Origin of the sequence: Actinomadura sp. 9N407 (assembly GCF_044326315.1) — a bacterium.
Classification (GTDB): Bacteria; Actinomycetota; Actinomycetes; order Streptosporangiales; family Streptosporangiaceae; genus Spirillospora.
In genome coordinates this window covers 71216-95207 of sequence record NZ_JBIRAW010000027.1, presented here as the reverse complement: position 1 = coordinate 95207, position 23992 = coordinate 71216, and the positions used below count along the sequence as shown (strand labels likewise).

At 70.4% G+C, this 23992-nt stretch carries 19 protein-coding genes and 1 pseudogene; 5 read left to right on the top strand and 15 right to left on the bottom strand.

The features are described 5' to 3' along the window. Positions 1-51 precede the first annotated feature (51 nt). From ACH34Q_RS33580 to ACH34Q_RS33570, 3 genes are all read right to left on the bottom strand, one after another. Positions 52-2295 carry an MMPL family transporter gene (locus ACH34Q_RS33580; protein ID WP_395987150.1) on the bottom strand — a complete coding sequence of 748 codons (2244 nt, stop codon included), beginning with the start codon at positions 2293-2295 and terminating at the stop codon, positions 52-54. Positions 2296-2311: 16 nt separating this feature from the next. Further along, positions 2312-2842 (bottom strand): TetR/AcrR family transcriptional regulator, encoded by a 531-nt coding sequence (locus ACH34Q_RS33575; protein ID WP_395987149.1) that lies wholly within the window; start codon positions 2840-2842, stop codon positions 2312-2314. Between the two features lie 77 nt (positions 2843-2919). Beyond that, the gene (locus ACH34Q_RS33570; protein ID WP_395987148.1) at positions 2920-3381 is read right to left on the bottom strand and encodes a DUF3291 domain-containing protein; all 462 of its coding nucleotides are present in this window, start codon (positions 3379-3381) and stop codon (positions 2920-2922) included. A gap of 180 nt (positions 3382-3561) precedes the next feature. Here ACH34Q_RS33570 and ACH34Q_RS33565 point away from each other — a divergent pair, with 180 nt between their 5' ends. Next, a complete protein-coding gene (locus tag ACH34Q_RS33565) occupies positions 3562-4134 on the top strand; it encodes a TetR/AcrR family transcriptional regulator (protein ID WP_395987147.1) in 573 nt (190 codons plus the stop codon). 69 nt (positions 4135-4203) lie between these two features. Here ACH34Q_RS33565 and ACH34Q_RS33560 read toward each other — a convergent pair whose 3' ends face one another. Together ACH34Q_RS33560 and ACH34Q_RS33555 are read right to left on the bottom strand one after the other, a co-directional pair. Then, complete coding sequence (locus ACH34Q_RS33560) at positions 4204-4689, bottom strand: VOC family protein (RefSeq protein ID WP_395987146.1); 486 nt, start codon at positions 4687-4689, stop codon at positions 4204-4206. Positions 4690-4837: 148 nt separating this feature from the next. Next, complete coding sequence (locus ACH34Q_RS33555; RefSeq protein WP_395987145.1) at positions 4838-5968, bottom strand: RNA ligase (ATP); 1131 nt, start codon at positions 5966-5968, stop codon at positions 4838-4840. 103 nt (positions 5969-6071) lie between these two features. On the opposite strand from ACH34Q_RS33555, the gene ACH34Q_RS33550 reads away from it, so the two are divergent. Next, complete coding sequence (locus tag ACH34Q_RS33550) at positions 6072-7112, top strand: carcinine hydrolase/isopenicillin-N N-acyltransferase family protein (RefSeq protein WP_395987144.1); 1041 nt, start codon at positions 6072-6074, stop codon at positions 7110-7112. A gap of 131 nt (positions 7113-7243) precedes the next feature. Here ACH34Q_RS33550 and ACH34Q_RS33545 read toward each other — a convergent pair whose 3' ends face one another. From ACH34Q_RS33545 to ACH34Q_RS33520, 6 genes are all read right to left on the bottom strand, one after another. After that, on the bottom strand, positions 7244-7912 hold the full coding sequence (locus ACH34Q_RS33545) for a response regulator (protein WP_395987143.1): 669 nt from the start codon (positions 7910-7912) through the stop codon (positions 7244-7246). Beyond that, entirely contained in the window at positions 7909-9234 is a 1326-nt protein-coding gene (locus ACH34Q_RS33540) for a sensor histidine kinase (RefSeq protein WP_395987142.1), read from the bottom strand. Before ACH34Q_RS33540 ends, ACH34Q_RS33545 begins: the two co-directional genes overlap by 4 nt. Before the next feature lie 14 nt (positions 9235-9248). Continuing rightward, positions 9249-9953 (bottom strand): hypothetical protein, encoded by a 705-nt coding sequence (locus ACH34Q_RS33535; RefSeq protein ID WP_395987141.1) that lies wholly within the window; start codon positions 9951-9953, stop codon positions 9249-9251. 90 nt (positions 9954-10043) lie between these two features. Then, positions 10044-17714, bottom strand: coding sequence for a tetratricopeptide repeat protein (locus tag ACH34Q_RS33530; protein ID WP_395987140.1), 7671 nt, complete (start codon positions 17712-17714; stop codon positions 10044-10046). 414 nt (positions 17715-18128) lie between these two features. Further along, on the bottom strand, positions 18129-19127 hold the full coding sequence (locus ACH34Q_RS33525; protein WP_395987139.1) for a hypothetical protein: 999 nt from the start codon (positions 19125-19127) through the stop codon (positions 18129-18131). Positions 19128-19129: 2 nt separating this feature from the next. Continuing rightward, entirely contained in the window at positions 19130-19399 is a 270-nt protein-coding gene (locus ACH34Q_RS33520) for a hypothetical protein (RefSeq protein ID WP_395987138.1), read from the bottom strand. Between the two features lie 316 nt (positions 19400-19715). On the opposite strand from ACH34Q_RS33520, the gene ACH34Q_RS33515 reads away from it, so the two are divergent. Next, a complete protein-coding gene (locus ACH34Q_RS33515) occupies positions 19716-20468 on the top strand; it encodes a VOC family protein (RefSeq protein WP_395987137.1) in 753 nt (250 codons plus the stop codon). A gap of 225 nt (positions 20469-20693) precedes the next feature. Here the strand turns inward: ACH34Q_RS33515 and ACH34Q_RS33510 are convergent, their stop codons facing one another. The 3 genes from ACH34Q_RS33510 to ACH34Q_RS33500 all read right to left on the bottom strand — a co-directional run bounded on the left by ACH34Q_RS33510 (position 20694) and on the right by ACH34Q_RS33500 (position 22416). After that, positions 20694-21110, bottom strand: coding sequence for a nuclear transport factor 2 family protein (locus ACH34Q_RS33510; protein WP_395987136.1), 417 nt, complete (start codon positions 21108-21110; stop codon positions 20694-20696). A gap of 124 nt (positions 21111-21234) precedes the next feature. After that, positions 21235-21666, bottom strand: coding sequence for an Rrf2 family transcriptional regulator (locus ACH34Q_RS33505; protein WP_395987199.1), 432 nt, complete (start codon positions 21664-21666; stop codon positions 21235-21237). A 279-nt stretch (positions 21667-21945) separates the two neighbouring features. Continuing rightward, positions 21946-22416, bottom strand: a complete 471-nt coding sequence (locus tag ACH34Q_RS33500; RefSeq protein ID WP_395987135.1) for a hypothetical protein — start codon at positions 22414-22416, stop codon at positions 21946-21948. On the opposite strand from ACH34Q_RS33500, the gene ACH34Q_RS33495 reads away from it, so the two are divergent. Both ACH34Q_RS33495 and ACH34Q_RS33490 read left to right on the top strand, forming a co-directional pair. Further along, positions 22390-22542, top strand: a complete 153-nt coding sequence (locus ACH34Q_RS33495) for a hypothetical protein (protein WP_395987134.1) — start codon at positions 22390-22392, stop codon at positions 22540-22542. The genes ACH34Q_RS33500 and ACH34Q_RS33495 overlap by 27 nt on opposite strands. A gap of 35 nt (positions 22543-22577) precedes the next feature. Beyond that, positions 22578-22742 (top strand): annotated as a pseudogene (locus ACH34Q_RS33490) (DUF397 domain-containing protein); the annotation flags it as partial. Positions 22743-22939: 197 nt separating this feature from the next. Here the strand turns inward: ACH34Q_RS33490 and dmpG are convergent. After that, on the bottom strand, positions 22940-23992 hold the full coding sequence (gene dmpG, locus ACH34Q_RS33485; protein WP_395987133.1) for a 4-hydroxy-2-oxovalerate aldolase: 1053 nt from the start codon (positions 23990-23992) through the stop codon (positions 22940-22942).

Genomic DNA, 23992 nt, shown 5'->3' with positions numbered 1-23992 from the left:
CTCTCGTCGAACACGGGCTGGTCGAACATGGGCGGGTGAAGCACAGGCTGATCAAACGCGGGCGGGAACCTTCGGCTCCTCGTCGAGGTGCTCGCGCAGCCCCTCCCCCTCGATGTCGATGTTGGGCAGCGCGCGCCCGAGCCATCGTGGCAGCCACCAGGCGCGGTGGTCCAGCAGCGACATCACGGCCGGGACGATCGTCATCCGGACCACGAACGCGTCGATCGCGACGCCGATCGCCAGCGCGAAGCCCATCGACTTGATGATCGGGTCGTCCATCAGCACGAAGCCGCCGAAGACCGCGATCATGATCAGCGCGGCGGCGGTGACCACCCGGGCACCGTGTCCCATCCCGGAGATCGTCGCCTGCCGGGCCGTGTCGCCGTGCGTGAAGTCCTCGCGCATCCGGGAGACCAGGAAGACCTGGTAGTCCATCGCCAGCCCGAACAGGATGCCGATCATCAGGATGGGCAGGAAGCTGACCAGCGGGCCCGGCGTGTCCACGCCCAGCAGCCCGGCCAGATGCCCCTTCTGGAAGACGGCGACCGTGATCCCGAACGTGGCGCCCACGGTGAGCAGGAAGCCGAGCGCGGCCTTGATCGGGACCAGGATCGAGCGGAAGACCAGCATCAGCAGCAGCACCGACAGCCCGACGACGAGCAGCAGATAGACCGGCAGCGCGTCGGCGAGCTTCTCCGAGACGTCCACCCCGACCGCGGTCTGCCCGGTCAGCGCGACGCCGCCGGTCTCGCCCCCGCCGATCCCCTGGACGTTGTCGCGGACGTCGTGGATGAGCGTCTCGGTGGCCGGGTCGGACGGTCCGGTGGCCGGGATGATGCCCAGGAGCGCCGTCGTTCCCGAGGCGTTGAACTGCGGCGGCGCGACGGTGACCACGCCCTCGGTGCCCTTGATCGCGCCGAGCGCCTGCTGCGTCGCCTGTGCCGTGGCCTCCTTGGAGTCGCCGGTGACGACGGCGGCCAGCCGCCCGTTGAATCCGGGGCCGAAGCCCTCGGTGGTGAGGTCGTACGCCTCGCGCTGCGCCGTCCCCTCCGCCGACGTACCGGCGTCGGGCAGCGCCAGGTGCATGTTCGCGGCCGGCAGTGCCAGCGCGCCCAGGACGGCGACCCCGGCCAGGATGAACGGCACGCGGTACCGGGTGACGATGTACGCCCAGCGGAAGCCGAACGCGGGCCGCTCATGCCGAGCCCTACCGGCGGGCTTGCCGCCACCGGCACCCTTGCCGCCACCGGCACCCTTGCCCCCAGCACCCTTGGCCCCCTCACCGCGCCGGCCGCGCGGCAGCACCCGCCGTCCGGCGAAGCCGAGCAGGGCGGGCTGCAGCGTGATGGCCACGAGCACCGCGACCGCGACCGTGGCCGAGGCGGCCAGGCCCATCACCGTCAGGAACGGGATACCGACCACGGCGAGCCCGGCCAGGGCGATCACGACCGTGGCGCCCGCGAAGACGACGGCCGACCCAGCGGTGCCCACGGCCCGCGCCGCGGCCTCTTCCGGTTCGAGCCCGTCCATCAGGTTCTGCCGGTGCCGGGAGCCGATGAACAGCGAGTAGTCGATGCCCACGGCCAGTCCGAGCATGAGCGCCAGAACGGGAGCGGTACTGGTCAGCTCGACCATGCCGCTCATCGCGTACAGCCCGGCCATCCCGGCGCCGACCCCGACCAGCGCGGTCAGCAGCGTCATCCCGGCGGCGACCAGGGAACCGAACGTGATGATCAGGACCACCGCCGCGACGGCGACGCCGATGGCCTCGGTGCTGCCCATCTCCGGCTCGCTCGACAGCACCTCGCCGCCGTGCTCGACCTGGAGTCCGGCCGCCTCGGCGGTCTTGCCGGAGTTCTCGTACGCGGTCCGCTGCGTTTCGGTGATCTCGTCGGCGGACTCGGTGAACTGCACCTGGACGAGCGCGTGCCGGCCGTCCTCGGAGACGGAGCCCGCCTGGAACGGATCGACCGCGCCCATCACGCCGGGCAGCCCGGAGGCCTCCTTGGCGAGAGCCTGGACGGCGGCGCGGTTGTCCGGAGAGGCCAGCGCCTCCCCCTCGGGAACGGCGACCACGATCGTGCCGGTCGCCCCCGAAGCCTGCGGGAACTGCTTGCCGAGGGTGTCGAGAGCGCGCTGGGACTCGGTCCCCGGGATGCTGAAGTCGCTGGCCGTCGGCCCCATGAACGCCGCGGCGGACCCGCCCAAGGCCGCCAGAAGGGCGATCCACAGGGCGAGCACCAACCGCCGATGGCGGAACGAGGCGCGGCCGAGCCGATAGAGCAGTGTGGCCATGGGAGAACAGGGTCCTTCAGTGGTCGAGGGTCCGCAGCGCACTGCGGACGAGGACGGCGCGCAACTCTTCGTCGGGCATCTCGGCCTGCTTGGCGCAGGCCACCGGGATGCCGCCGAGCACCAGCAGCGCGGCCACGCGGGCGGCCGGATCGGGCGAACGGCCGGCGAGCGCCTCGATCAGGCGCTCGATCGTCTCCTGCACATCGCCCAGCGCGGGATGCCGCAGCATCTGCTCGATGTCGTCGTAGAGGATCTTGACCTCGCGCCGGAACCGCAGCACGAGGTCGACGAACCCCTCGACGGCCGCATGGACGGCCTCGCGGTCGTCCAGCCCGGACAGCCGCGCGTTCAGCACGCCGAGCTCCCCGGCCGCCGGGGTCAGCAGCTCGGTGAGGATCTGGTCCTTGCTCGCGAAGTGGTACAGCAGGGACGCCTTCGAGCACCCCACGCCGTCCGCGATGTCCTGCAGCGAGGTGCCCTTGAACCCGGTCACGACGAACAGCCCCGCCGCGATGTCCAGGATCTGTCCCCGCCTGTTGCGTGCCATGACATCCACGCTAACTGACCGAACGGTCAAGTCTGGCCGATCGGTCAGTTTCCCTCATATGGCCTTGAACACACCCATCACGCCGCCACGGCCGGCCCCTTCCCCTGCCGGCCGTCCCGCTGACCGGCCCTCTGTTCCCGCTGCTGAACGGCCTGCTGCGCGGCGATTCGTCGTTCGGCCTCGTCCCAGTCGATGGGGAGATCGCCGGCGGGGACCGTCCAGAAGACGAAGGTGGAGTCACGCATCACGGAGCGCTGGCGGACCATCGTGGACTTGTGCGGCTCGGTGCCCGCGTACGCGTACAGGGCGGCCTTGTCGGTCCAGGCGGAGAGCGTCCAGAACGTCCGCCGGAACGGCTGGGCCCTGAGCGAGACGCCGATCGCACCGGACGCGCCACGGGCCTGGCGCAGCAGGCGCATCGACGCGATGAAGAAGGACGGCACGTGGCGCAGCGAGCGCACCTCGAAGCGCGACGCCATGATCACGGATTCGGCACCGGGCTCCGGGTCTCGGACGGTGAACCAGGGCAGGGTCGGCATGGCGGTTCCTCTCGGTTCCTTCAAGGACTCGGTTCCTTCAAGGATGGAATCTTGACAGTGCCTAGACTGCTCCCCCTCAGGCAAACTTGTCAATGGTAAGATCCGAGCCATCGGAAGCGGGCGGCACAGTGACCAGCACACTGTGATCGGCACACAGTGAGCGGCCCAGCGAGCGGGACGATGCGGGAGGCGAGAGCGATCGGTACGGGCGGCTATCACCACGGCAACCTGCGGCGCGTCATCATCGACGCGGCCGTCGAGGCGATCACCGAATCGGGCACGGCGACCTGGAGCCTGCGGGAACTGGCCCGGCGGGCGGGCGTCTCGCATGCCGCGCCCGCGCATCACTTCGGCGACAAGGCAGGGCTGCTCACCGCCGTCGCGGCGGAGGGCTACCGGCTCTTCGCCGACGCGCTCGCAGCGGGCGGCGACGACTTCCTGGAGGTCGGAACGTCATACGTGCGCTTCGCCACCGACCAGCGCGGCTACTTCGAGGTGATGTTCAGGCCCGCGCTCTACCGGGCCGACGACGCCGAGGTCATCGCCTGCAGAGACGCCGCGGGGGCCATCCTGGCGAGGGGAGCGCGAACGGTCTCCGGCGATCCGGAACGAGCCCGGACGATCGAGATCGCCGCCTGGTCGGTCGTCCACGGCTTCGCCGAACTGTGGCTCAGCGGCGCGCTCCCCGACGACATCGGCGACTCACCCGCCGACGCGGCACGTTCCATGCTCAGCGTCCTCTTCGAGCCCTGAGCCCTCAGGACCGCCGACCCCTTTCGACCGCTGAGCGCGTTCAAGCCCAGAGCCTTCCGTCCCCGGGACTCAGCCGACCCGGTCGCCGTACATCTCGCCGAGCGGGTCGGCGAGCAGTTCGAGCCGGGCACCGTCGGGGTCGCGGAAGTAGAGCGAAACGTCGCTCTCCAACAGGTACGGCACGTCCGCCGCGTCCAGCTTGGCGCGCAGCCGTTCCCACTGGACGGGCTCCACCGAGATCGCCACGTGGTGCAGGCCGCCGAGGACCTCCGTGTACGGGCCGAGGTCCAGTCCGGGGAAGTCGAAGAAGGCCAGCAGGTTGCCGTTGCCGATATCGAAGAAGAAGTGGTTGGAGCCCTGGTAGTCGCGGTTCTCGAAGATCTCCGTCAGCGGGAACTCCAGCAACTCCTGGTAGAACCGGATCGTCCGCTCGACGTCCGAGGACAGCAGCGCCATGTGATGCAGGCCCCGGGCGGAGCTCGCCGGTCGCTCCGCCCGGAGATATGCCTGCTTCAGCCGTTCCCGTTCCGCCTCGACCGCGGCCACGTCGACCATCACGCCACCCCAAACAGTTGAAAGTCCAACCGTATCGAGGCCTACCCGATGACCGTACGGTCACGCCCGCGTGTCACGAGTGCGCCGACCACATACGTTCACCGGCTCCCGGACGGCGCCCTCCCCGTTGACTCGTGGCGTGTTCGCCCTACTCGTATTCGGTCCCGCCCTTGCGGGTGAGGTAGGCGGGCGAGACGAACTTGGCGATCGCGCGGCCCGCGGTCACCGGGCTGTACCGGCCGTCGGCGGAACGTACGACCAGCCCCTCGCGCAGGTGCTCGGCCGTACCGGACACCGTCTCGCGACCGCTGGCCAGCTCGATCAGGGCCGCCTCGTCGTACGGGCCCTCGTACAGGACGGGGACGGCGGGCAGGCCGGTCTTGTCGAGCACCTCGGTGAGCTCGTCGGGGTTCAGCCAGCGCGGCGGGTCCACGCCGACCGCGACCTTGATGTCGAAGACGGCGTAGCCGAGCTGCTCGCTGGTCCCGTTGGCGCCGTACGAGAGGTCCTGGACGCCGCGTCCGAAGACCTCACCGAACACGCCGACCCGTCCGGCGCCGAACATCTCCGCGATACGGCGGGCGGCGTCCGCGACGCCGTACGACTCGATCGCGCGCCAGTAGAGGTTCTGGGGATTGTGCACCAGGGCCATGTTCCTGGAGCCGAAGCCCTTGGACGACACGAACTCTTCGCCGTCCTTCTCTCCGCCGTCCCCCTCGCCGCCGCTCCCGTCCCCGCCGCTCCCGTCTCCGTCGAGCACGAGGGAGTAGAGGCAGGCCGTGCCGTGGATCTTCTCGGTGGCGACCACCGGCTCGCCGGCCTCGAAGATGCCCGGATAGCGCTTGATGTCCTCGATCTCGATCCATTTGAGGAGATCCGGAGCGGAGACCACGTCGCCGGACATGCTCACGGGGATCGGCGGGATCCACTTGGTCACACCGAGCTCGCCGGCGAAGTCGCGGTCGCCCGCGGTCGCCAGGTCCACGTCCCGTACGGCAGCGGGAAGGCAGACGACGCCCTGGGACAGCTCGCCGCGCAGCCGTACGGCCTTGATGCGGTTCTTCTTGGAGCCCGCGAGCTTGCCGGTCAGGCCGAGCTCGGCGATCAACTCGTCCGGTAGCTGCGCGCCCTCCGGGATGTACAGGGCCCAGTCACCGGTACGGAACTGCCCCTTCCCGACGACCGCACGGTAGAGACCGACCTGGGCCAGTTCCAGCGCATCGGCGTTGTCGTGCGGGTGGATGGTCAGCCGCTCGGCGGTCACGCGCAGTGTGGACATCGGTTTCCCTTTCGTACGGTCCCGCAAGGGTGGCAATGCCGATATGCGGCAAGCAACCGAATATCCGTCTTGCGGGAACTGATTTCCGGTGTTAAGCCAGAGCATGAGCCGTAATCGGTGGTGGCGGATCGGTGCCGTGTGCGCCGCGATTCTCGTCACGGTGTCCGTGGTCCTGTGGCGGTGGCCCTCGCCGAGCGGTGACGCGCTCACGACCGGCGCGCCCACGGCCGGCGCGCTCACGGCCGGCGCGCTCACGGCCGAGGAACGGCGCAGCCTCGACACGTTGCGCGTGGTCGATCCAGGGCATCCGCTGCTGGCGATGACCCTGTACGCGCCGTACGACGCACTCCGCCCGGTCGCCGTCGCGCCACGTACGGACGCTCCTCTGGCGTGCTCGCTTTTCGTGGCCGCCAAGGGACCGCGCGGACCGCTGTTCGGACGCAATTTCGACTGGACCGCCAATCCGGCGATGGTGCTGACCACCCGGGATTCGATTTCGCTCGTCGATATCTCGTACCTGGGAATCACCCGCGCGGACGCCGGCCGGGTGATGACGGATCCGGCGCTGCGGCGCAAGCTGCTGAACGCGGCGGCGCTGCCGTTCGACGGCATGAACAGGCACGGCCTGGCCGTCGGAATGGCACAGATTCCCGGCGCCGAGCCGCCGCGGACGGCGGGCAATCCCGTGGTCGGCACCGTGCGCATCCTGCGGCTCGTGCTCGACCAGGCCCGTACGGTCGACGAGGCGATCGCCGTGTTCGGCCGCTACAACGTCGAGTTCGATCCGGGCGAGCCCGCGCTGCACTACCTGATCGCGGACGCGACCGGACGGTCGGCGGCCGTGGAGTTCGTCGACGGCCGGGTGCGCGTGATCCCCGGCGCGGGCGACTGGCACAACATGGTCAACTTCGTGCTGACCGGGGCCGGCGAGGACGTCAAGCGCGCCGATGACCGCTACTCGGCCATCGCGAAGCGGATGCGGGACACCGGAGGAAGCCTCGACCCCGACCAGGCGATGGGCCTGCTGTCCAAGGTGGCGCAGCCACACACCCGCTGGTCGACGGTGTACGAGCTGAACCACCGGATCGTCCACGTAGCCCTGGACCGCGACTACGGCAAGCGCCACACCTTCCGCCTGCCCTGACATCGCCTGTCCTGACACCGGCTCCCCTGACGCCGCCTGCGCTGACACTGGCTGCCCTGGCACCGGCTGCCCTGACACTGGCTGTCCGGTCACAGGCCGGCCCTGTCATCCACCGACCACTACATCCGCCACTACGAGTGCGGGCGCGTTCCGGGGACGGCGAGGCCGGTCTCGTACGCGGCGATGACGGCCTGGACCCGGTCGCGCAGCCCGAGCTTGGACAGCACGTTGCTGACATGCGTCTTCACCGTGTGCCCGCTGACCACCATGGCCTCGGCGATCTCCGCGTTGGACAGCCCTTCGGCGATCATCCGCAGTACCTCACGCTCGCGGACGGTCAGCACGTCCAGCCGTCCAGGCCGCAGCGGTGCGGGGGCGGCGCCCGCCGCGAACGCCTCGACCAGCCGCCGCGTCACCGACGGCGCCAGCAGGGAGTCGCCGCTCGCGACGACCCGTACCGCATGGACGAGATCGTCGCGGCGCACGTCCTTGAGCAGGAACCCGCTCGCCCCCGCCCGCAGCGCGTCGAAAACGTAGTCGTCGAGATCGAAGGTGGTCAGCATGACGACCTTGCAGTCCGTCTCGGCGCACACGATCCGGGCGGCCTCGATGCCGTCCATGCCCGGCATCCGGATGTCGAGCAGCGCCACGTCCGGACGATGCTCGCGGACCGCCGCGACCGCCTGGAACCCGTCATTGGCCTCGGCGACGACCTCGATGTCCGGCTGCACGTCCAGGATCAGCGCGAACCCGGCCCGTACCAGCTCCTGATCGTCGGCGACCACGACCCGGACCGTCACGAGGCACCGCTCAGCGGCAGCGACGCCCGTACCTGGAAGCCCAGGCCGTCCGGACCTGGTCCGGCGGAGGCGGTACCACCGCAGGCGGAGGCGCGTTCCCGGATGCCGATCAGCCCATGGCCCCCGGAGGGCAGCCCGCCGGCGGAGGATGGCCGCCCACCGGCGCGGACCTCCAGGCCTGCTCCCACGCCCGCCGCCACACCAGCCGACGTGCCGCGCCCGTCGTCCACGATCTCGATCACCACGTCCTCGTCCCGCCAGCGAAGCCGTACCTCGACCCGGCAGGCACCCGCGTGCTTGACCACGTTGGTGAGTGCCTCCTGCGCGATCCGGTACGCGGCGACCCCGCAGTCGGGCGGCAGCGGACGAGGCTCGCCCTCGGTCTCGCACGACACTTCCAGCCCGGCACCGGCGACCTGCGCGGCCAGCGTGGGGAGATCGTCGAGTGTCGGCTGCGGTACGCGCAGACCGGGCGCCCGCCCACCGATCCACTCGCGCCCGCCCCTCTCCTCCCGCCCGCCGATGCTCTCTCCCCCACCGATGCTCTCTCCCCGACCGATGCCTTCCCGCCCGTCGGCCCCTTCTCTGAGCACGCCGAGCATCCGCCGCAGCTGGTCCATGGCGTCCCGGCCGGTGGTGGCGACGTTGTCGAAGATGGCCGCCGCCCGGTCCGGATCGCGGTGCACGATCACCGGGCCGGACTCCGCCTGCACCACCATGAGGCTGACCGCGTGCGCCAGGACGTCGTGCATGTCGCGGGCGATCCGGGCACGCTCGCGTTCGGCGGCCCGCTCGGACTCCAGCAGGCGCTCGTTCTCCAGCCGTACCGCGCGTTCCTCCAGGACGGTCGTACGATCACGGGACCCGGCGGCGGCCCGCCCCAGCGCGTACGCGGTCACGCACAGCACCACCCCGCGCAGCGCGGTGTCGGCGGACCCGACCGTGGCCAGCCCGCCGACCGCGTACACGGCGAGCGCAGCCACGCGTGTCCGGCGGCCGGAGTGCGCCGCGACGGTGTAGAAGGCGATGAACGCGCCGTACCAGAGCGGCTGCCCGGCGACATGATCGGCCAGGTCGTACATGGCGCCGAAGGTGAGGCTCATCAGCAGTACGGGTACCGGGGCGAGCCGCCGTGCCATCAGCGGCAGCGCCGATCCGGCGGCGGACACGTAGCCCCACCAGTGCCAGGGGACACCGTCCTCAGGCAGGGTCGCCAGCAGCGGCCAGACCTGAACGAGCGCGGTGGCCAGCGCGAGCGGCAGGTCCGACCACGGCGAGCGGACCCAGCGGCGGAAGGTGACGATCCCCGGCAAAGCGCTCACAGTCGCCCATGCTGTCACGCCATGGCCCGCGCGGGGACCGGCGCAGCGGAGCGCAGCAGCGGTACGAACCCGCCGAGCATCAGCAGGCCGCCGACCGGGAGCAGGTCATGCGAGACCAGCGGGACGACGGCCCCCAGGAACACGGCCACCGGCATCCACACGGGCACGGCCCGCACGGCGGCGAGATGGACGGCCAGCATGCTGAGAGCGACGTAGAAGAGCGCGGGGCCGACGGCGTAGACGGCGAGTTCCACGCCCGCGACCTCCTGGGCTTCGCCGACCATCCGCTGCATGTCCGCGTGCCCGGAGGCCAGCAGCCCGGCCACGATGTCGATCACGAACTGCGCGAGGCCGAGCGCCGCCCCGACGATCCCGGCGCCGGCGGTCACCGTGGCGAACGCACCGCGTCCCGCCACTCTCCGCATCTCCAGCAGGGCGGGTACGAACAGGATCAGCGCGGCGACGAAGGCCAGATGCCCGGTGGTCCACGCGAGCCCGGGACCGCGAGTGCCGTCGATCCCGTCCAGAGCACGGATCCCGCCGTACGCGACGGTCAGCAGAGGCGCGGCGACGAGAGCGAACCGTGCCGTCTTGACCGGGTTCTTCGTCTTGGACGGGTCCGTCGTCTTGGACGGGTCCGTCACCTCGACGGGGTCAGTGGCCTTGATCGGGTCGGTGGCCTTGTTCGGATGCGCTGCCTTGGACGGGTTCGTTGTCATGCCGACGATCCTCGTCCGGACGGGGGGCGCGGACATCGCCGTCGCAGGCGATCTCCGCGCTCCCCCGTACGAGCGACGGCCCCGCCGGGCTCAGGCGGATTCGCCGAGCTTGGCGAGCAGCACGCGCGCCTGCTCGGCGAAGCCCTCGTGACCGGACCCGATCGCCTCGCGCAGATGCTTCGCGGCCAGGTCGAGATCGCCCTCGCCGTACCGGATCTCGCCGAGCCGGTACGAGGACTCGCCCAGCAGCTCGGCGTTCTCCGTCCCGATGGCCAGGCAGAGCTCGTAGTAGCGCACCGCGTTGTCGCGGTCGCCCAGCCAGTACGCCAGCTCGCCCAGATGCGCGGCGGCCATCGGGCCCTGCTCGCCCGCGCCGGAGTCGATCACCGCCTGGTACCAGCGCAGCGCCTCCGGCCAGTCCCGGGCGTCCTTGCCCAGCGAGCCGAGGTACATCTTGGCCAGCTCCACGGCCAGTTCGCTCGGCTCACCGGGAGCGTCGATCGCGGCCAGGTACAGCTCGCGGGCCCGGATCGGATCCTCCCGGTGGTACGTCCGGCCCAGCGTGACCCTGGCATGCCGGCCCATCACGGTCTCCTCGCCGCACACGCGGGCCAGGACCTCACGGGCCTCCTTGTCCTCGCCCGCGTCCACCAGCGCGTCCCCGAGCGCCCACAGCGCGGCCGGCTCACCGGATTCCGCCGCGGTACGCAACGTACGCAGCGCGCCCTCGCTGTCACCTCGCTCGCTCTGCACCATGCCGAGCATGCTGCCGAGCAGCGCCTGCGCACCCGTACCGAGCCCGCTCTCCTCCGAGTCGGCGGCCATCTGCCGCGCGACATCTTCCAGCGCCGCACCGTCCGACGGCAGACCGTCCGACGCCGGACCGTCCAACGCCGTGCCGTCCGGCCGCATAGCGCCGTCGCCGCCGTTGCGGCTCAGGAGCGGGACCAGCCGGCCGTTCGCGACCAGCCGCACCCCCGCGTCGGAATGCCGCGCCAGCCGCTCGAAGATCTCGCGCGCCCTGGCCGGCTCGCCCGCCGAGACGTACAGGTCGGCCAGTTCGATCTCCAGCTTGGGCTCGGGAACGGAGAAGAACCGCACACTGCCGTCGATGTACAGCATCGCCGCCGCCCGGTCACCCGCCTCGGTCAGCTCGGTGGCGCGCTTCTCCACGATCTCCAGCGCCATCCCCGCCTCGCCCGCCCGGGCCAGCAGCGTCAGCGCCCGTACGGCCACCGCGTGCAGCCCCTCGGAGTACGCGTTGCCGGCGATGACCACGACGTTGTTCATGGCCATCTCGACCAGTTCGGCCAGCGCGCCGTCCTCGTCCTCGTCCTGCTCCATCGCGGCCACCTGACCGAATGCCTCGGCCGCCGCCGCCAGATCGCCGTCCTCGAACGCCCACTGCCCCAGCAAGCTCTGCGCACCCGCACGGACATCAGCGTCCACGCCGACCCGCTCGTCCCCATCGCTCTGCTCGTCCTTGGCGCTGTGCTCGTCCTTGGCGCTGTGCTCGTCCTTGGCGCTGTGCTCGTCCTCGAAGACTCGCCTGAGCTCGGCAGACGCCTCGTCGTTCTCGCCCCGGGCGCGCAGCGTACGGGCCAGGTCGACGCGGATCCGCGGGGTGACACCCTCGTGCCCGGCCTCGATGCCCTGCCGGTACAGCCGCTTGGCGGCGTCACTGTCGTCGCGCAGCCTCCGCGAGTCGCCCCACAGCCAGTAGCCGACCGCCACGGTCTCCGGATCGCCGCTGGTCACCGCCCGCTGGGCATGCTCGGCGACACCGTCGTAGTCGTCCACCTTGAGCAACGCCAGCAGCAGGCTGCGCAACGGCACCAGCGCGGCCGGATCGTCGACCTCGCTGCCCTTGCGGTACGCCTCGACCGCGGCGTCCATGTCGTTCAGCTCGTAGTTGAACACGTCGCCGATGTCGTCATAAGCGGTGGCGACCTCCGCCATATCGCCGTACTCGACCACCATCTCGAGGATCCGGCGCGCCCGTACGGGGTCGAAGCCGGCGATCCCGCGCGCGGTACGGATGAGCTGCCGCCCCGCCGCCCCCGCAGTGGGCTTGCCGGACTGGTTCCGCATCATCCAGAGCAGGGACTCGTCACTGTCGCCAGCGTCGTCGTCCTCACCGTGCTCCTCGAGAATCGCCATCAGCTCCGGGGAGATCCCGCCCGTATTCCCGGCACCTTCCGAATCCGCGTCTCCAGGCTTCGAGTCTTCCGCCCCTGCGTCTCCGGGCTCTACGGCTTCCGGCGCTGCCTCTTCCCCCTCCAGATCGGCCAGGGCCGCACGGAGAACGCCGTCATGAGCGGGATCGACCCCGATCAGGAACTCGAGGAAGGCACGTACCGCCGTCTCGTCCCCCTCGACGACCTGGCGGGCGACGAGCAGGGCCACGTCCACGGCGTCGGCACCGAATCCCGCCTCCGCTCCGAAGGCCATGCCGCGTACGGCGGTCGTACGGTCACCGTCGGCGCCCGCCTCGATCGCGAGCGCGATCACGTTGTTCGCGGCGGTGGAGACGATCTCCGCGAGCCGCGTCCCCTCGTCCGCCGGCAGCATCGCGACCGGGCCGAACGCCTCCACGGCACCGGCACGGTCACCACCGAGATACATGATGTTGCCGAGATGGCTGCCGGCCTTCGCGGCAATCGTCAGGTCGGGTGCCTCATCGCGTACCCGCCGCGCTTCCGCGATGGCGCCCTCGTCGTCCCCCAGCTCCTGCAGCGTGCGGGACAGGCCGAGCCGCAGCTGATGAGCGAGCGCCAGGTGGGCGTCCGGTCCCTGCGGGTCGATCCGCTCGGCGGCCGACAGCCCGTCTCGGAAGGCCTGTACCGCTCCGTCCAGGTCCTCGCGCTCCAGCTGTACGGTGCCCAGAACCCGGTACCCGTGGGCCACGGTCGCGGGATCACCGGTCGCCACGGCCCGCTCGGCGGCGGTCACGGCCCCGTCGAGATCGTCCTGCTCGTACCGCTCCTGGGCCAGGCTGCGCAGGGCACCGTACGAGGCGGGATCGCCGATCGCAGTCCCCTGTGAGTCGGGTGCAAGCTCATCACCCTTCAACGCACCTCGGTCCGCATCGGACGTGGCACCGGCGGCAGGCTCCAAGGCACCACCGTCGTCATGGGGCGCGGCCCCAGTGGCAGGCTGCGCGGCGCCACCGTCCTCAGTCGAAGCGGCTCCGCCTGCGGCGCGGGTGGCGACCTCTAGAACGTGGTCGTCCTCGCCCGCCTTCTTGAGCAAGGGGAGCAGGCGGGTGGTGGCCGCGAGGCGCACGTTCGCGTCGTCGGAGGAAACGAGGGGTTCCAGCAGCGCGCGGGCCTCGTCGGTACGGCCGTTGCCGGCGAGGATTCCGGCCAGTTCGGCCAGCATTTCGGGGTTGCCGGGCGGGAAGGCGGCGGCGCCCTTGTAGTAGGCGCGTGCGGCGTCCAGGTCGCCGTTCTCCACGGCGGCATCCGCGTACTCCTTGGCGATGGCGGCGGCGTCGACGGGTGCTCCGCCCGCCGCAGCGAGATGCAGGGCGCGTACGGCCACGGCGGCATCGCCCGCCTCATCGCACTCGGAAGCGATGGCCGCGAGGTTGTTCAGCGCGTTCTGATGGTGGTGGTCATCGCGCTCGTTCGGCTCCGGATGGCGGTATCCGGCGACCGCGGCGGCACCGAAGGCCTCGGCGGCGCCCGCGAGGGATCCGTCGTTCGCCAGCCAGACGCCCAGCTGATTGCCCGCCAGCAGCGCCATGCCGTGGTGGTCGGCTGCGAGTACGGCCTCCAGCTCCTGGTACGCGGCGGCTGTCTCGCCCATCTCGTGCAGCGTCATGCCGAGAAGCCCCCGGATGTTGGGGACGTTCTCCGCGCGAGCGTTCTCCAGCGCCACCCGGTATTGAGCCTTGGCCTCCGCAAGGTCTCCCCGGCGCTTGGCCAAGTCCGCGAGGGCCCAAGCACCGACGCCGACGGTCTCGGGGTCACCGCTTGCGGCGGCACGGCGAGCGGCAAGCTCCAGACCAGCCTGCCCGCCCCCACCCCTCCAGCCGTCCGCATCTTGCTGGCCGTCCCCATCCTCCTGGCCGTCCGTATCTTCCTGGGACTCCAGCAACTCGACCAGGCGACGCAGGCAGGCCAGCGCGGCCGGATGGTCGGCGGCGGCGCCGCGTTCCAGCGCCTCGGTCGCGGCGGCGATCTCGTCCAGCTGCTCGTACCAGTAGCCGAAGTCGTCGCAGATCACGGCCACCTGCTCCGGCGTCCCGTGCTCCAGGACCGCCTCGTACAGGTCGCGGGCGCCGTCGATCCCCCTGCGGAGCCATTGCACGGCGCCCTCAGAGGCCATCTCCGCCGCACGGTCCGCATGGCCGGTACGCACCGCGCGTTCGAGCAGCGACCGCGCCGCCGCGGGCTCCTCGTCGAACAGCGCGACGCGCATCTCAGCCAGAAGCGGCGATCCGTACTCCTCAGCGAACAACTCCAGAGCGATCGTCCGCTCGCCCTCGTGCAGCTTGACCAGGGCCCGTTCGTACAGGCCGGCCGTACCCAGGAACTCCCTCGCCGGTACGCGGATGGCCAGGTTGGTCGACCGGGCTGCGCGCTCGTACGCCTCACGGGCACCGTCCTCGTCTCCCGCCCCGGCCAGGTAGCCGCCGAGTTCGTACGAGGCGGTCTCGATGAGCCCCTCGGCGTCCTCGTCGCCCGCCTCCACGAGCCGTTCAAAGCAGACGAGAGCGTGCCTGCCGAGGCCGATCGCCTCTGCCACCTCGCCCCGGTCCGCCGAGATCCGGGCCAGCATGACGCACGCCCTGCCCGCCGCCTCGGCCGCGAAGACGGCGCTCTGCTCCAGAGGCCCGGCTTCCTTCGGCTCGTTCGCGATCGCCTGCCGGTAAAGCGCGGCGGCGGCGTCCAGATCGCCGTTCTCCTGCAGGGTCATGCCGATGAGCACGTCCACGTGCGGGCCTTCGCCGCTCACCTCGACCTGTGCCTCCCGCGCCTCGGGCACGCGTCCGGCCGCCACGAGGGCCTCGACCACATGCTGCAGGAGTTCGGCGTAGGCGTCATCGTCGGGGTCGGTGGCCTCCATCGCCTGCCGGTACGCGGCGGCGGCGCCGTCCATGTCACCGAGCCTGGAACGGACCTCACCGAGCGCCTTGGCACCCCGCATGGCCAGGTATCCGTCATCGCCGCTCGCCGTACGCGCCAACGCCTCCGCGGCACCCGCGAGGTCGCCCGCGTCGTCGCGCAGCACACCGAGGAAGAGCGCGGCCTTCTGGGTGCTGCCGGGGTGACCGTTCGCGACCGCCATGGAAAGCGCGGCATCGGCGGCCGCGTTCTCCCCCGCACGCTGCCAGGCGTGCGCCGCCTCAAGCAGAAGCTCGGTCGTCATCAGCAGGCTGTGCTCCCGTACGGCGGCGAGGGTCTGCGCGGCTCCGTCGAAGTCACCGTCCAGCAACCGCCGTGCGAGCACGCCCTGCTCGGCCAACTCGGGTAGATCCTCGGGGACCCGCGCGAACGCGGCGCGCGCGGCCTCGAAGTCGTCCATGCGCACCCGAGTGAATCCCAGCAGCCACGCACTACGCGCAGCCCGCAGCACATCCCCACCGGCCCGCTCGCCGCGAGCCCCAACCTCCCGAGCGCTGTCGCCCCAAGCCTCGTCCTCCCGAGCGACGCCCGCCCGAGCCCCGTCCTCCCGAGCGATGATCCGTTCGTGCACCGAGGCCGCTCCGGCCAGGTCACGGCGCCCTTCCAGGATTCTGATCATTTCCGCCTCCGCCTGAACGGCCAGGCCCGGATGCCCGGAAGCGGAGACGGCCTCGTACGCGGCCAGCGCCCCGTCCGGGTCACGGTCCTCCAGCGCCGCGCCGAGGGCCTGCGCCACCCAGGGGGCCAGCGCCGGCTCACCGTCCGCGTACGCACGGCGAAGCAGCGCGACCACCGCGTCGCCCTCGTCCCCGGGCTGGACGCTTTCGGGCCGGACGATCCACGACAGCACCGCGGCATGCGAGAGCGCCAGCGGCTCACCGGCCGCCGCGGCCTCATCGAAGAACTCGACACCCCGGGAACGGGGCGCCCCGAGCGACACGTACGTCTGCCCCAGCACGCTCGTGGCCAGCGCGGACACCGCCGGATCGGAACGCCGCGCGGCCTCCTCGTACCGGGCGACACCGATCTCCCGCCCGAGCCGCTGGTAGTCGATCAAGCCGATGAGCACCGGATGCGGCGGCTCCCCCAGGCCGATCAGGTGCCGCTGGAAAGCGGCGGCGAAACCGTTGCCGAAGTCCTCGCCGTCCGCGACGTACTCCAGCAGCTCCTCGGCCTGATCACGATCCCCCGCGCCGATCTCGAGCGTGGCCAGCATGATCGCGGCACGGGCGGCCTGGTCGCCGATATCGGTGCCCAGCCCCGTGTCGATCACCCCGCGCAGCAGCGTCCGAGCCCGCCCGGTATCGCCCTCGCGCAGCCGTTCCAGCGCGGCATCGCAGTCGTCGACCGCCTGCTCCAGCTCCTCGTTCGGCCCGCGTACGGCCAGCTCGGCCTGCGCGAGCGCCCGCTGCGCCCGGAACGACACGTCCGGGTCGTCCAGACCGGCGGCCTCGGCCAGCGATCCGGAGACCTCGGCCCGGCGCGGATCGCCGTCCGGCAACCCGTGCAGCAGCATCTCGAGGAAACCCACGGCCACCCCGTGGAACTCCGACTCCGCACCCAGGACGACCCGCCAGCAGGCGACGGCCTCCTCGACCTCGCCCGCCTCGGAGTAGACCTGCCCCAGGCAGGCCCGTGCCTCCAGCACGAACGACGGGTGCCCCGAATCGACCACCCGCCACAGGATCCTCCGAGCGCCCTCCTCGTCCCCGAGCTCGCGGGTGAGCTTGGACTCCTGCAGGAGCGCGTCCAGCCGGATCTCGGGCCGATGATCCTCGGCGGCCCTCCGGTACGCGTCCCGGGCTTCGGCCTGCTCGCCCAGATCGAACAGCGCGGCCGCGAGCAGCTTCTCGGCCGGCCCCCGTTCCGCCGGATCCCCGACCGCGATCGCATGCTCCATGACCCGGCGGCACTCGCCGAACTCGCCGCGTCCGGCATAGATCGGGTAGAGCCGCAGCGCCGCCTGGGTACACAGATCCGGCATGCCGTGCGCGAGCATCGCGTTCAGCACCCTCAGAACGGTCCCGCCGTCCGCCGTTCCATCTCCCGCGCCGTCCCCGCCATTCGCCAGGTCCCCGTCCTCATCGAGCAGGCCGAGGATCGACTCGTACACATCCCACGCCTCCCGCTCGCGCGCCCCGCCGTCCTCCGGCCACCGCGCCTCACCGAGTTGCTCGGCGAGCTCGGCGATATTGGCGTCGGCACCCCGCCGAACCCGCTCCCTGGCCTCCTCCGCACCGGCCAGATCGCCCAGCCTGCGCAACGTGTGAACCAGCGACATATCGGCCATCGCCGCGATCTGCGGGTCGGCGCCCGCGGCCGCGATCCGCAGCGGCCGGCAGGACAGCGCCCACTCCTCCGCGTCGGCCAGCAGCATGCCCAGCGCGATCGCGGAACGCTGCGCGAACTCCGGATGCCCAGTGCCGATCACCGACCCGTGCGCCGCCCGCGCCCCTTCGAGATCACCGCCCTCGGCCAGCACCAGAGCGAGCGCGTGCGAGGCCTCCGGAACGATCGCGTCGTCGCCGGAGACCACGATCTCGCGCAACGCCGCCGCGGCGCCGTCCAGATCGCCCTGCTGCCGCCAGATGGCGACCGCCGTTTCGAGCCGCTGGGCCCACGAAGACATGCCAAAACCCCTAGAGAACGGAACCGGTGTGCAGGTGATCATTCACCACCAGCACGGCAGAACGCATGTCTTCCAGCATTTCCGCAGGTCTCCCCACCGGCCCGGCACAGACCAACTGAACCCACGGTGACCAGGACCCCATATCAATGACCCTCCGTAATGAGGTCACCGAACCAGGGCCGAATTGATGAGCGGTCTTGTTTCTGGTGGTGGGTGGCCACTGTGAGCGGTGGTGCCTGACCATCGGCTTGGTGGTGGGCGGCCACCCGACTGGTGATCAGCGGACAACGAAATTCGCGATCCCGCGTGATGAGAACGCCCGGAGAGAACCCCGGGCGCTTGACGATCCATCCCCGTGGTCTGTCCGTGGCGGCGGGCCTTTAGTCGGCAAGAATCCCGGCCGCGACGCGTCGCTCAATGGACGTAGATGAGCGCCGTCCGCGCCGGGCCCACCAGGAGCAGGCATGAGTTCCCCTCGCCCCACAAGACCTCGTCGAGCGGGAAGTTCTTGGCGTAGGCGAGCAGGGGAACGCCACCGATCCCGGTGACGATCGTCCCGTAGAGGTCGCGGGCGAGCCAGGAGACCAGCTCGTCGCCCGGGATCTCGGGTGTGGTGTCGTCGAACTCCCAGAGCAGGGTTCCGGCCCGGGCCGCCTCGACCAGGTTCCGTTCGGACTCGGCCAGGGCGGCCTCCAGGGAGTCCAGCGGCCAGAGGACGTCGTCGTCGCCCTCTTCGGCGATCAGCCAGTGATCGTCGGCCCAACCCGCGCGGAAGGCGGCCTCGGGGTCGGCGACGTCCAGGTCGACGTCATGGGTTCCGAAGGTCACCTCGAACCGGACCTCGTCGGTGTTGTTGGTCCTCAGGAAGTCGCTCAGCAGGGCGGTGACGCAGGCGATCCTGTGCCCGGCGTCGGCGTCGGCGTCGGCGGGGACGCGCGCCGAAGCGGGCGTCAGGGAGAGTCGGCACGTGGTCTTCCAAGCACGGGTCACCAGGTGGAGCTCGTCGTTCAGCACGGGACCGTCCGGTTCGGCGGCGACGGTGATCCGCAACAGCTCCGAGCACTGCGCGGACAGATCACCGGCGACGTATCCGGCGAGCGCCCGGCCGCGCCGGTCGAGCTCGGCGGGCCCGGCCTCCAGGGTCCCGATGAGGAACTCGTAGGCCCGTTCCGCGCCCTCGGTCGGCATCCCCCATGAGGCGTGCAGGTGGCCGTCGGACGTTTCGTCGGGGTCTTCGATGCCGAACCGCTCGATGCTCACCGGATGGCGTAGCCCATGCGGCCCGGAGAACGCCGCCGGGGCGATCTCCTCCGGCGGAACCTCGCTGGTGACGAGTTCCAAGCGCCATCGGGGCAGCCACAGTGCGAAGAGGTGCTCCAAGGTCGCGCTCGCCAATTCGTCCTCAATGTCCATGATCAAGAAAAGCCTAGTGCCCGGTCGCCGTGCCCGGCTGCGACCGGCCGGGTCGTCAGTTCAAGGGTTGGGTCCAGGTTCGGAGGGAGGTGCCAGGTGGCGCCGGCGTCGGTGGTGGTGGTCAGGAGCGGGTGGTGGAGCGAGCAGCCGGTCTTGCCCTCGGTGCAGCGGTCGTAGGTCGCCAGGACCCAGCCGGTGCGGCCGTCGATGGTGAAGGTGACTGAGTTCGCACCTTCGGGGAGTCCGGTGGGGCGCAGGTCCGAGGACGTCAACGGCTCCGACGACCCCGCGGACTGGCCGCTTGTACTCACTCCTGTGCGCGACATGACCGCGGTGGACGAGCACGACTTCACGCTGGAGTGGTGGCAGATGCAGGACCATCTGCCCGCGCATCCTCTCCCCCGCCGTGGTGACGAGCGCGCAGAAGAGACATGTACGAGCCACCTGCCCGCCCGGCTACTGCGACTACTAGCCAGGCCCGTCCAGTGGCTCTCCTTTGCCCCGCCCTTCCCGGAGCCAGGGCTTCGCGATCTTGAGTGGTACCCCGGAGCGAACCTGCACGGCCACCCTCTGATTAGGATCGGCGCCATGGCGACGCGACTTGTTCAGATCCATATGAAGGCTCGGGATGACTCGGCGCTCGGCCGGTTCTGGGCTGAGGCGCTCGGCTGGGCTATCGACAGCGAGGGACCCGGCGTGACCAACCTCGAGCCCGAGGGCTTCGTCTACCCGGACGCCGCCGCCGTCTGCATCGACATCATCGCCGACCCGCAGCCCAAGACGGCGAAGAACCACGTGCGCATCGATCTCGCCACGACCTCCGCCGCCCACCAGGCGGACCTGGTCGCGCGCCTGCGGGAACTCGGCGCAACGCCCGCCGACGTAGGCCAGGGCGACGTCCCGTGGACGGTCCTGGCCGACCCGGAGGGCAACGAGTTCTGCGTGCTGGAGCCCCGATCGACGTACCGGGACACCGGACCGATCGCCGCCGTGGTGGTCGACTGCGCCGATCCGCAGGCCATGGCCCGGTTCTGGGACGAGGCGATGGACTGGACCCTGCACGAGGCCACCGAAGATCGCGCACTGCTGCGCTCGGCCAAGGGCGTCGGGCCGTATCTCGAGTTCGTCCGCACTCCCGACGTGAAGACCGTGTGGGACCGGACGACTCGGCCGCGCATCCATCTCGACCTCCGGCCGTACCGCGGTGACGATCGGGAGGCGGAGGCGGCCCGCCTGCGGACTCTCGGCGCCACCGACATCGACTTCGACCAGGGCGACGTCCCGTGGACGTGCCTCGCCGACCCGGAGGGCAACGAGTTCTGCATCCTCACCCCGGCCTGACCCCGGCTTGACGCGGAACCCATTCCCTCTGCAGGTCCTACAACGCGGCTGCTCGGTGTAGCGCGCCCACCACCGCTGGAAGGCCCACTACGAGGCCACCGGACCAGCCGCTAGTCCCGGCCCACCCCGGCCTGCTCCCTCAATACCGGTCCCCTCAACACCGGTCTCCCTCAACACCGATCACCCTGGCCGGTCCTCCAACCGGGGCATATGAGCACTCTCCACTCAATCGGCGTTGAACGCCTTATCGACGGTCAGCGTGTCCTCATACAGGTGCATGCGGACGATCCGGTTGTCCTCGACCATCAGGTGTATGGCCGCCGGTGTGGTGAACTCCTTCCCAGTAGCCACGACGGTGTGCGTCCAGGCCGCCAGCAGCACCACGTCACCACCGTTGACGATGACGCGCTCCAGCGCCACCTTGCTCCTGCCGGGCGCGAAGTGCGGCCACATCGTGGTGAAGTACGGCGCGACCTCCTCCCGGCGGGTACGGCGCCCGGTCCAGGTCAGCGCGGCACGGCCGGGGACGTACCAGTCGATCTCCTCGGCGAACAGTTCCTGGATGCCGTCGGGATCCTGCCGGCCGAGCCGCTCCACGAACTTCTCGGCCACGGTCCGCGAGGTCTGAGTATCTGTTGCCATCGTCCTTGCCCCTGTCTTTTCGCTTGCCTTTTCGCTTGCCTTTTCATTTGATGTAACCAACTTGGTTACATCAATGATGTGCGGAACGCGATCCCCTCCGATCAGGGAAGTCGCCGGTCCGAGGTCAGTCGACTTTCATGACGTCCCGCAGCACGTCTTCCAGCGTGGTCTTGGCCAGCTCCCTGCGCAGGGCGGCCTCCACATCGTCATACACGGCGGTCATCGCCGGCCCGATGCCGTGGCCCACGACGCACTCGGGGTCCGGTGTCGCGCGATGCAGGGCGAAGAGCGGTCCCGGTTCGATCGCCTGGTAGACGTCGAGCAGTGTGATCGCCGCCAGGTCCCGCGCGAGCATCCAGCCGGCCCCCGCCCCCCGCCGTGAAACGGCCAGGCCGGCCTTGCTCAACTCGGCCAGCAGGCGGCGGATCACCACCGGGTTGGTGTTGACGCTCGTCGCGATCTGCTCGGAGGTGGCGACCTCGTGACCACGCCGCTGATACAGCCCGATCCATGTCAGGGTGTGCGCAGCGATGGTCAGTCTGCTGTTGGCGCTCACGTCGGACTTCACCCCCTTGCCCCTCGACCGCCCCTGCCCCTCGGTTCAGTCGTAACTATAGTTGTTACAACTACATGCGGCAAATCCTGGCGCCTGGCACGTACACCCGGCCTTCTCCACCCACAGCGGGACGGGCTCCCGGCTCGCATTCCTGCCCCATGCCGTCGAGCACGCCACTGCGGGCGCCGCCCGCAGTGGCGGCGAGATACCGGCCGCCGCATTTCCGCCCCATGACGCCAGGCCGCCGGCCCCTTCACCCACACATCGTCGTCGGCGCCGTCAGGCGGCGAGGCCGACGCCGAGGTCCAGGCGCGCTTCCATGCCGATCTCGATGATTCCGTACAGGTTGGCGTGCGACCAGAACAGCAGGGACCGCGCGCGCCGGTCGGCATCGGCGAGGCGGTTGTTCCCCACCAACTCCCGGTCGCCGTCCGGCCGAACGCCCCCCGCGACCACGCCTAGGGCCAACGGCCCCAAGGTGCCGTCCCACACGGCCGCGTCCTCGGCGTTCAACCAGCCCTTCACATACCGGCCGCCGTCCAGCGAGCGCGTCGAAGCGATCCACGACCGCTCATAACCTCGTACGGCATCATCGGAAACCTGCTCGGTGCCGTCGCGTTCGGCGATAACCCCTTCGACTCTCAGCCACTCGACTCTCAGCCACTGGACTATGTCGCGCTCTCCGGCAGCTTCACTCTCCTGGGATTCGCCGACGAGCCGGATGTGGCCTACATCGAGGCGGCTGGACAAGGGAATCTGATCCAGGACGCTCGTTCCGTAGCGGACTGTGCCATACGGTACGAGTCGCTACGCGGGCACGCACTTCCGGTGAAAGCGTCCCGCCAGCTCATCGAGTCGGTGCTGGAGGAACGATGACGGACGACCCCACCACGCGGTGACGCAAGAGCAGCCACAGTGGAGCAGAGGGCGGCGACTGCGTCGAGGTGGCCGGGTTCGTTGTTGGGGTGGGGGTACGGGACTCGAAGGATCCGGACGGTCCCGTGCTGCTCCTTCCCGCCGCGGGCTGGAAGGTCCTGGCCAGCCGTATCAAGGACGACCGGTACAGCCCTGGCTGAAGAACGTCCTGCTGAAGAACACCGTGCTGAAGAACGCCCCTGCATCGGTGAACGTACGGCCTACGCGAATAATCGCGCTGCCCCCATGGTGACGACTTGGGCCCATAACGCCGGTACGACCCGCCCTCTGGGAGGACGGGTCGTACCGGACGGTCAGCGAGTCTCTCGCCTGAAGCGAGTCACCCGCCTGTGGCGGGTTACTTGCCGGCGGCGAGTTCCAGGGCGATGTCGATGAGCTGGTCCTCCTGGCCGCCGATGAGCTTGCGCTCGCCGGCGCGGACGAGGATCTCCGCTCCGGAGACGCCGTAGCGCTCGGCGTGGCGGGCGGCGTGCTTGAGGAAGCTGGAGTAGACCCCGGCGTACCCCATCATGATCTCCATCCGGCCGAGCAGGCACTCGGTGTCCATCACCGGGCGGACCACGTCCTCGGCGGCATCGACGATCTTGAAGACGTCCACGCCGGTACGGATGCCGAGCTTGTCGCAGACCGCGACGAACGCCTCGACCGGGGTGTTGCCCGCGCCGGCGCCCAGGCGACGGACGGAGCCGTCGATCTGGAGGGCGCCCGCGCGGACGGCGGCGATGCTGTTGGCGATGCCGAGGCCGAGGTTCTCGTGGCCGTGGAAGCCGACCTGCGCGTCGTCGCCCAGTTCGGTGACCAGGGCGGAGATGCGGTCGGAGGTGTCCTCCAGGATCAGCGCGCCGGCCGAGTCGACGACGTACACGCACTGGCAGCCGGCGTCGGCCATGATCCGGGCCTGCTTGGCGAGGGCCTCGGGCGGCTGGGAGTGGGACATCATCAGGAAGCCCACGGTCTCCAGGCCCAGCTCGCGGGCCAGGCCGAAGTGCTGGATCGAGACGTCGGCCTCGGTGCAGTGGGTGGCGATCCGGCAGACGGACGCGCCGTTGTCGGCGGCCTCGCGGATGTCGTCCTTGACCCCGACGCCGGGCAGCATCAGGAACGCGATCTTGGCCCGGGTGGCGGTCTTGACCGCGGCCTTGATCAGCTCCTGCTCGTCGGTGTGCGAGAACCCGTAGGTGAACGAGGAGCCGCCCAGGCCGTCGCCGTGGGTGACCTCGATGACCGGGACCCCGGCATCGTCCAGCGCGGCCACGACGGAGGTGACGTGGTCCAGCGTGAACTGGTGGCGCTTGGCGTGCGAGCCGTCGCGGAGCGAGGAGTCGGTGACGCGGATGTCGAGCGTGTCGGAGTACGGCTTCTCGGCGTACGGCTTCTGAATGTCGGTCAT

What these genes read in the sequence shown, in the direction of transcription:
- ACH34Q_RS33580 (WP_395987150.1), bottom strand. Translation starts at nt 2,295, where the DNA reads ATGGCCACACTGCTCTATCGGCTCGGCCGCGCCTCGTTCCGCCATCGG.
- ACH34Q_RS33575 (WP_395987149.1), bottom strand. Translation starts at nt 2,842, where the DNA reads ATGGCACGCAACAGGCGGGGACAGATCCTGGACATCGCGGCGGGGCTG.
- ACH34Q_RS33570 (WP_395987148.1), bottom strand. Translation starts at nt 3,381, where the DNA reads ATGCCGACCCTGCCCTGGTTCACCGTCCGAGACCCGGAGCCCGGTGCC.
- ACH34Q_RS33565 (WP_395987147.1), top strand. Translation starts at nt 3,562, where the DNA reads ATGCGGGAGGCGAGAGCGATCGGTACGGGCGGCTATCACCACGGCAAC.
- ACH34Q_RS33560 (WP_395987146.1), bottom strand. Translation starts at nt 4,689, where the DNA reads ATGGTCGACGTGGCCGCGGTCGAGGCGGAACGGGAACGGCTGAAGCAG.
- ACH34Q_RS33555 (WP_395987145.1), bottom strand. Translation starts at nt 5,968, where the DNA reads ATGTCCACACTGCGCGTGACCGCCGAGCGGCTGACCATCCACCCGCAC.
- ACH34Q_RS33550 (WP_395987144.1), top strand. Translation starts at nt 6,072, where the DNA reads ATGAGCCGTAATCGGTGGTGGCGGATCGGTGCCGTGTGCGCCGCGATT.
- ACH34Q_RS33535 (WP_395987141.1), bottom strand. Translation starts at nt 9,953, where the DNA reads ATGACAACGAACCCGTCCAAGGCAGCGCATCCGAACAAGGCCACCGAC.
- ACH34Q_RS33530 (WP_395987140.1), bottom strand. Translation starts at nt 17,714, where the DNA reads ATGTCTTCGTGGGCCCAGCGGCTCGAAACGGCGGTCGCCATCTGGCGG.
- ACH34Q_RS33525 (WP_395987139.1), bottom strand. Translation starts at nt 19,127, where the DNA reads ATGGACATTGAGGACGAATTGGCGAGCGCGACCTTGGAGCACCTCTTC.
- ACH34Q_RS33515 (WP_395987137.1), top strand. Translation starts at nt 19,716, where the DNA reads ATGGCGACGCGACTTGTTCAGATCCATATGAAGGCTCGGGATGACTCG.
- ACH34Q_RS33510 (WP_395987136.1), bottom strand. Translation starts at nt 21,110, where the DNA reads ATGGCAACAGATACTCAGACCTCGCGGACCGTGGCCGAGAAGTTCGTG.
- dmpG (WP_395987133.1), bottom strand. Translation starts at nt 23,992, where the DNA reads ATGACCGACATTCAGAAGCCGTACGCCGAGAAGCCGTACTCCGACACG.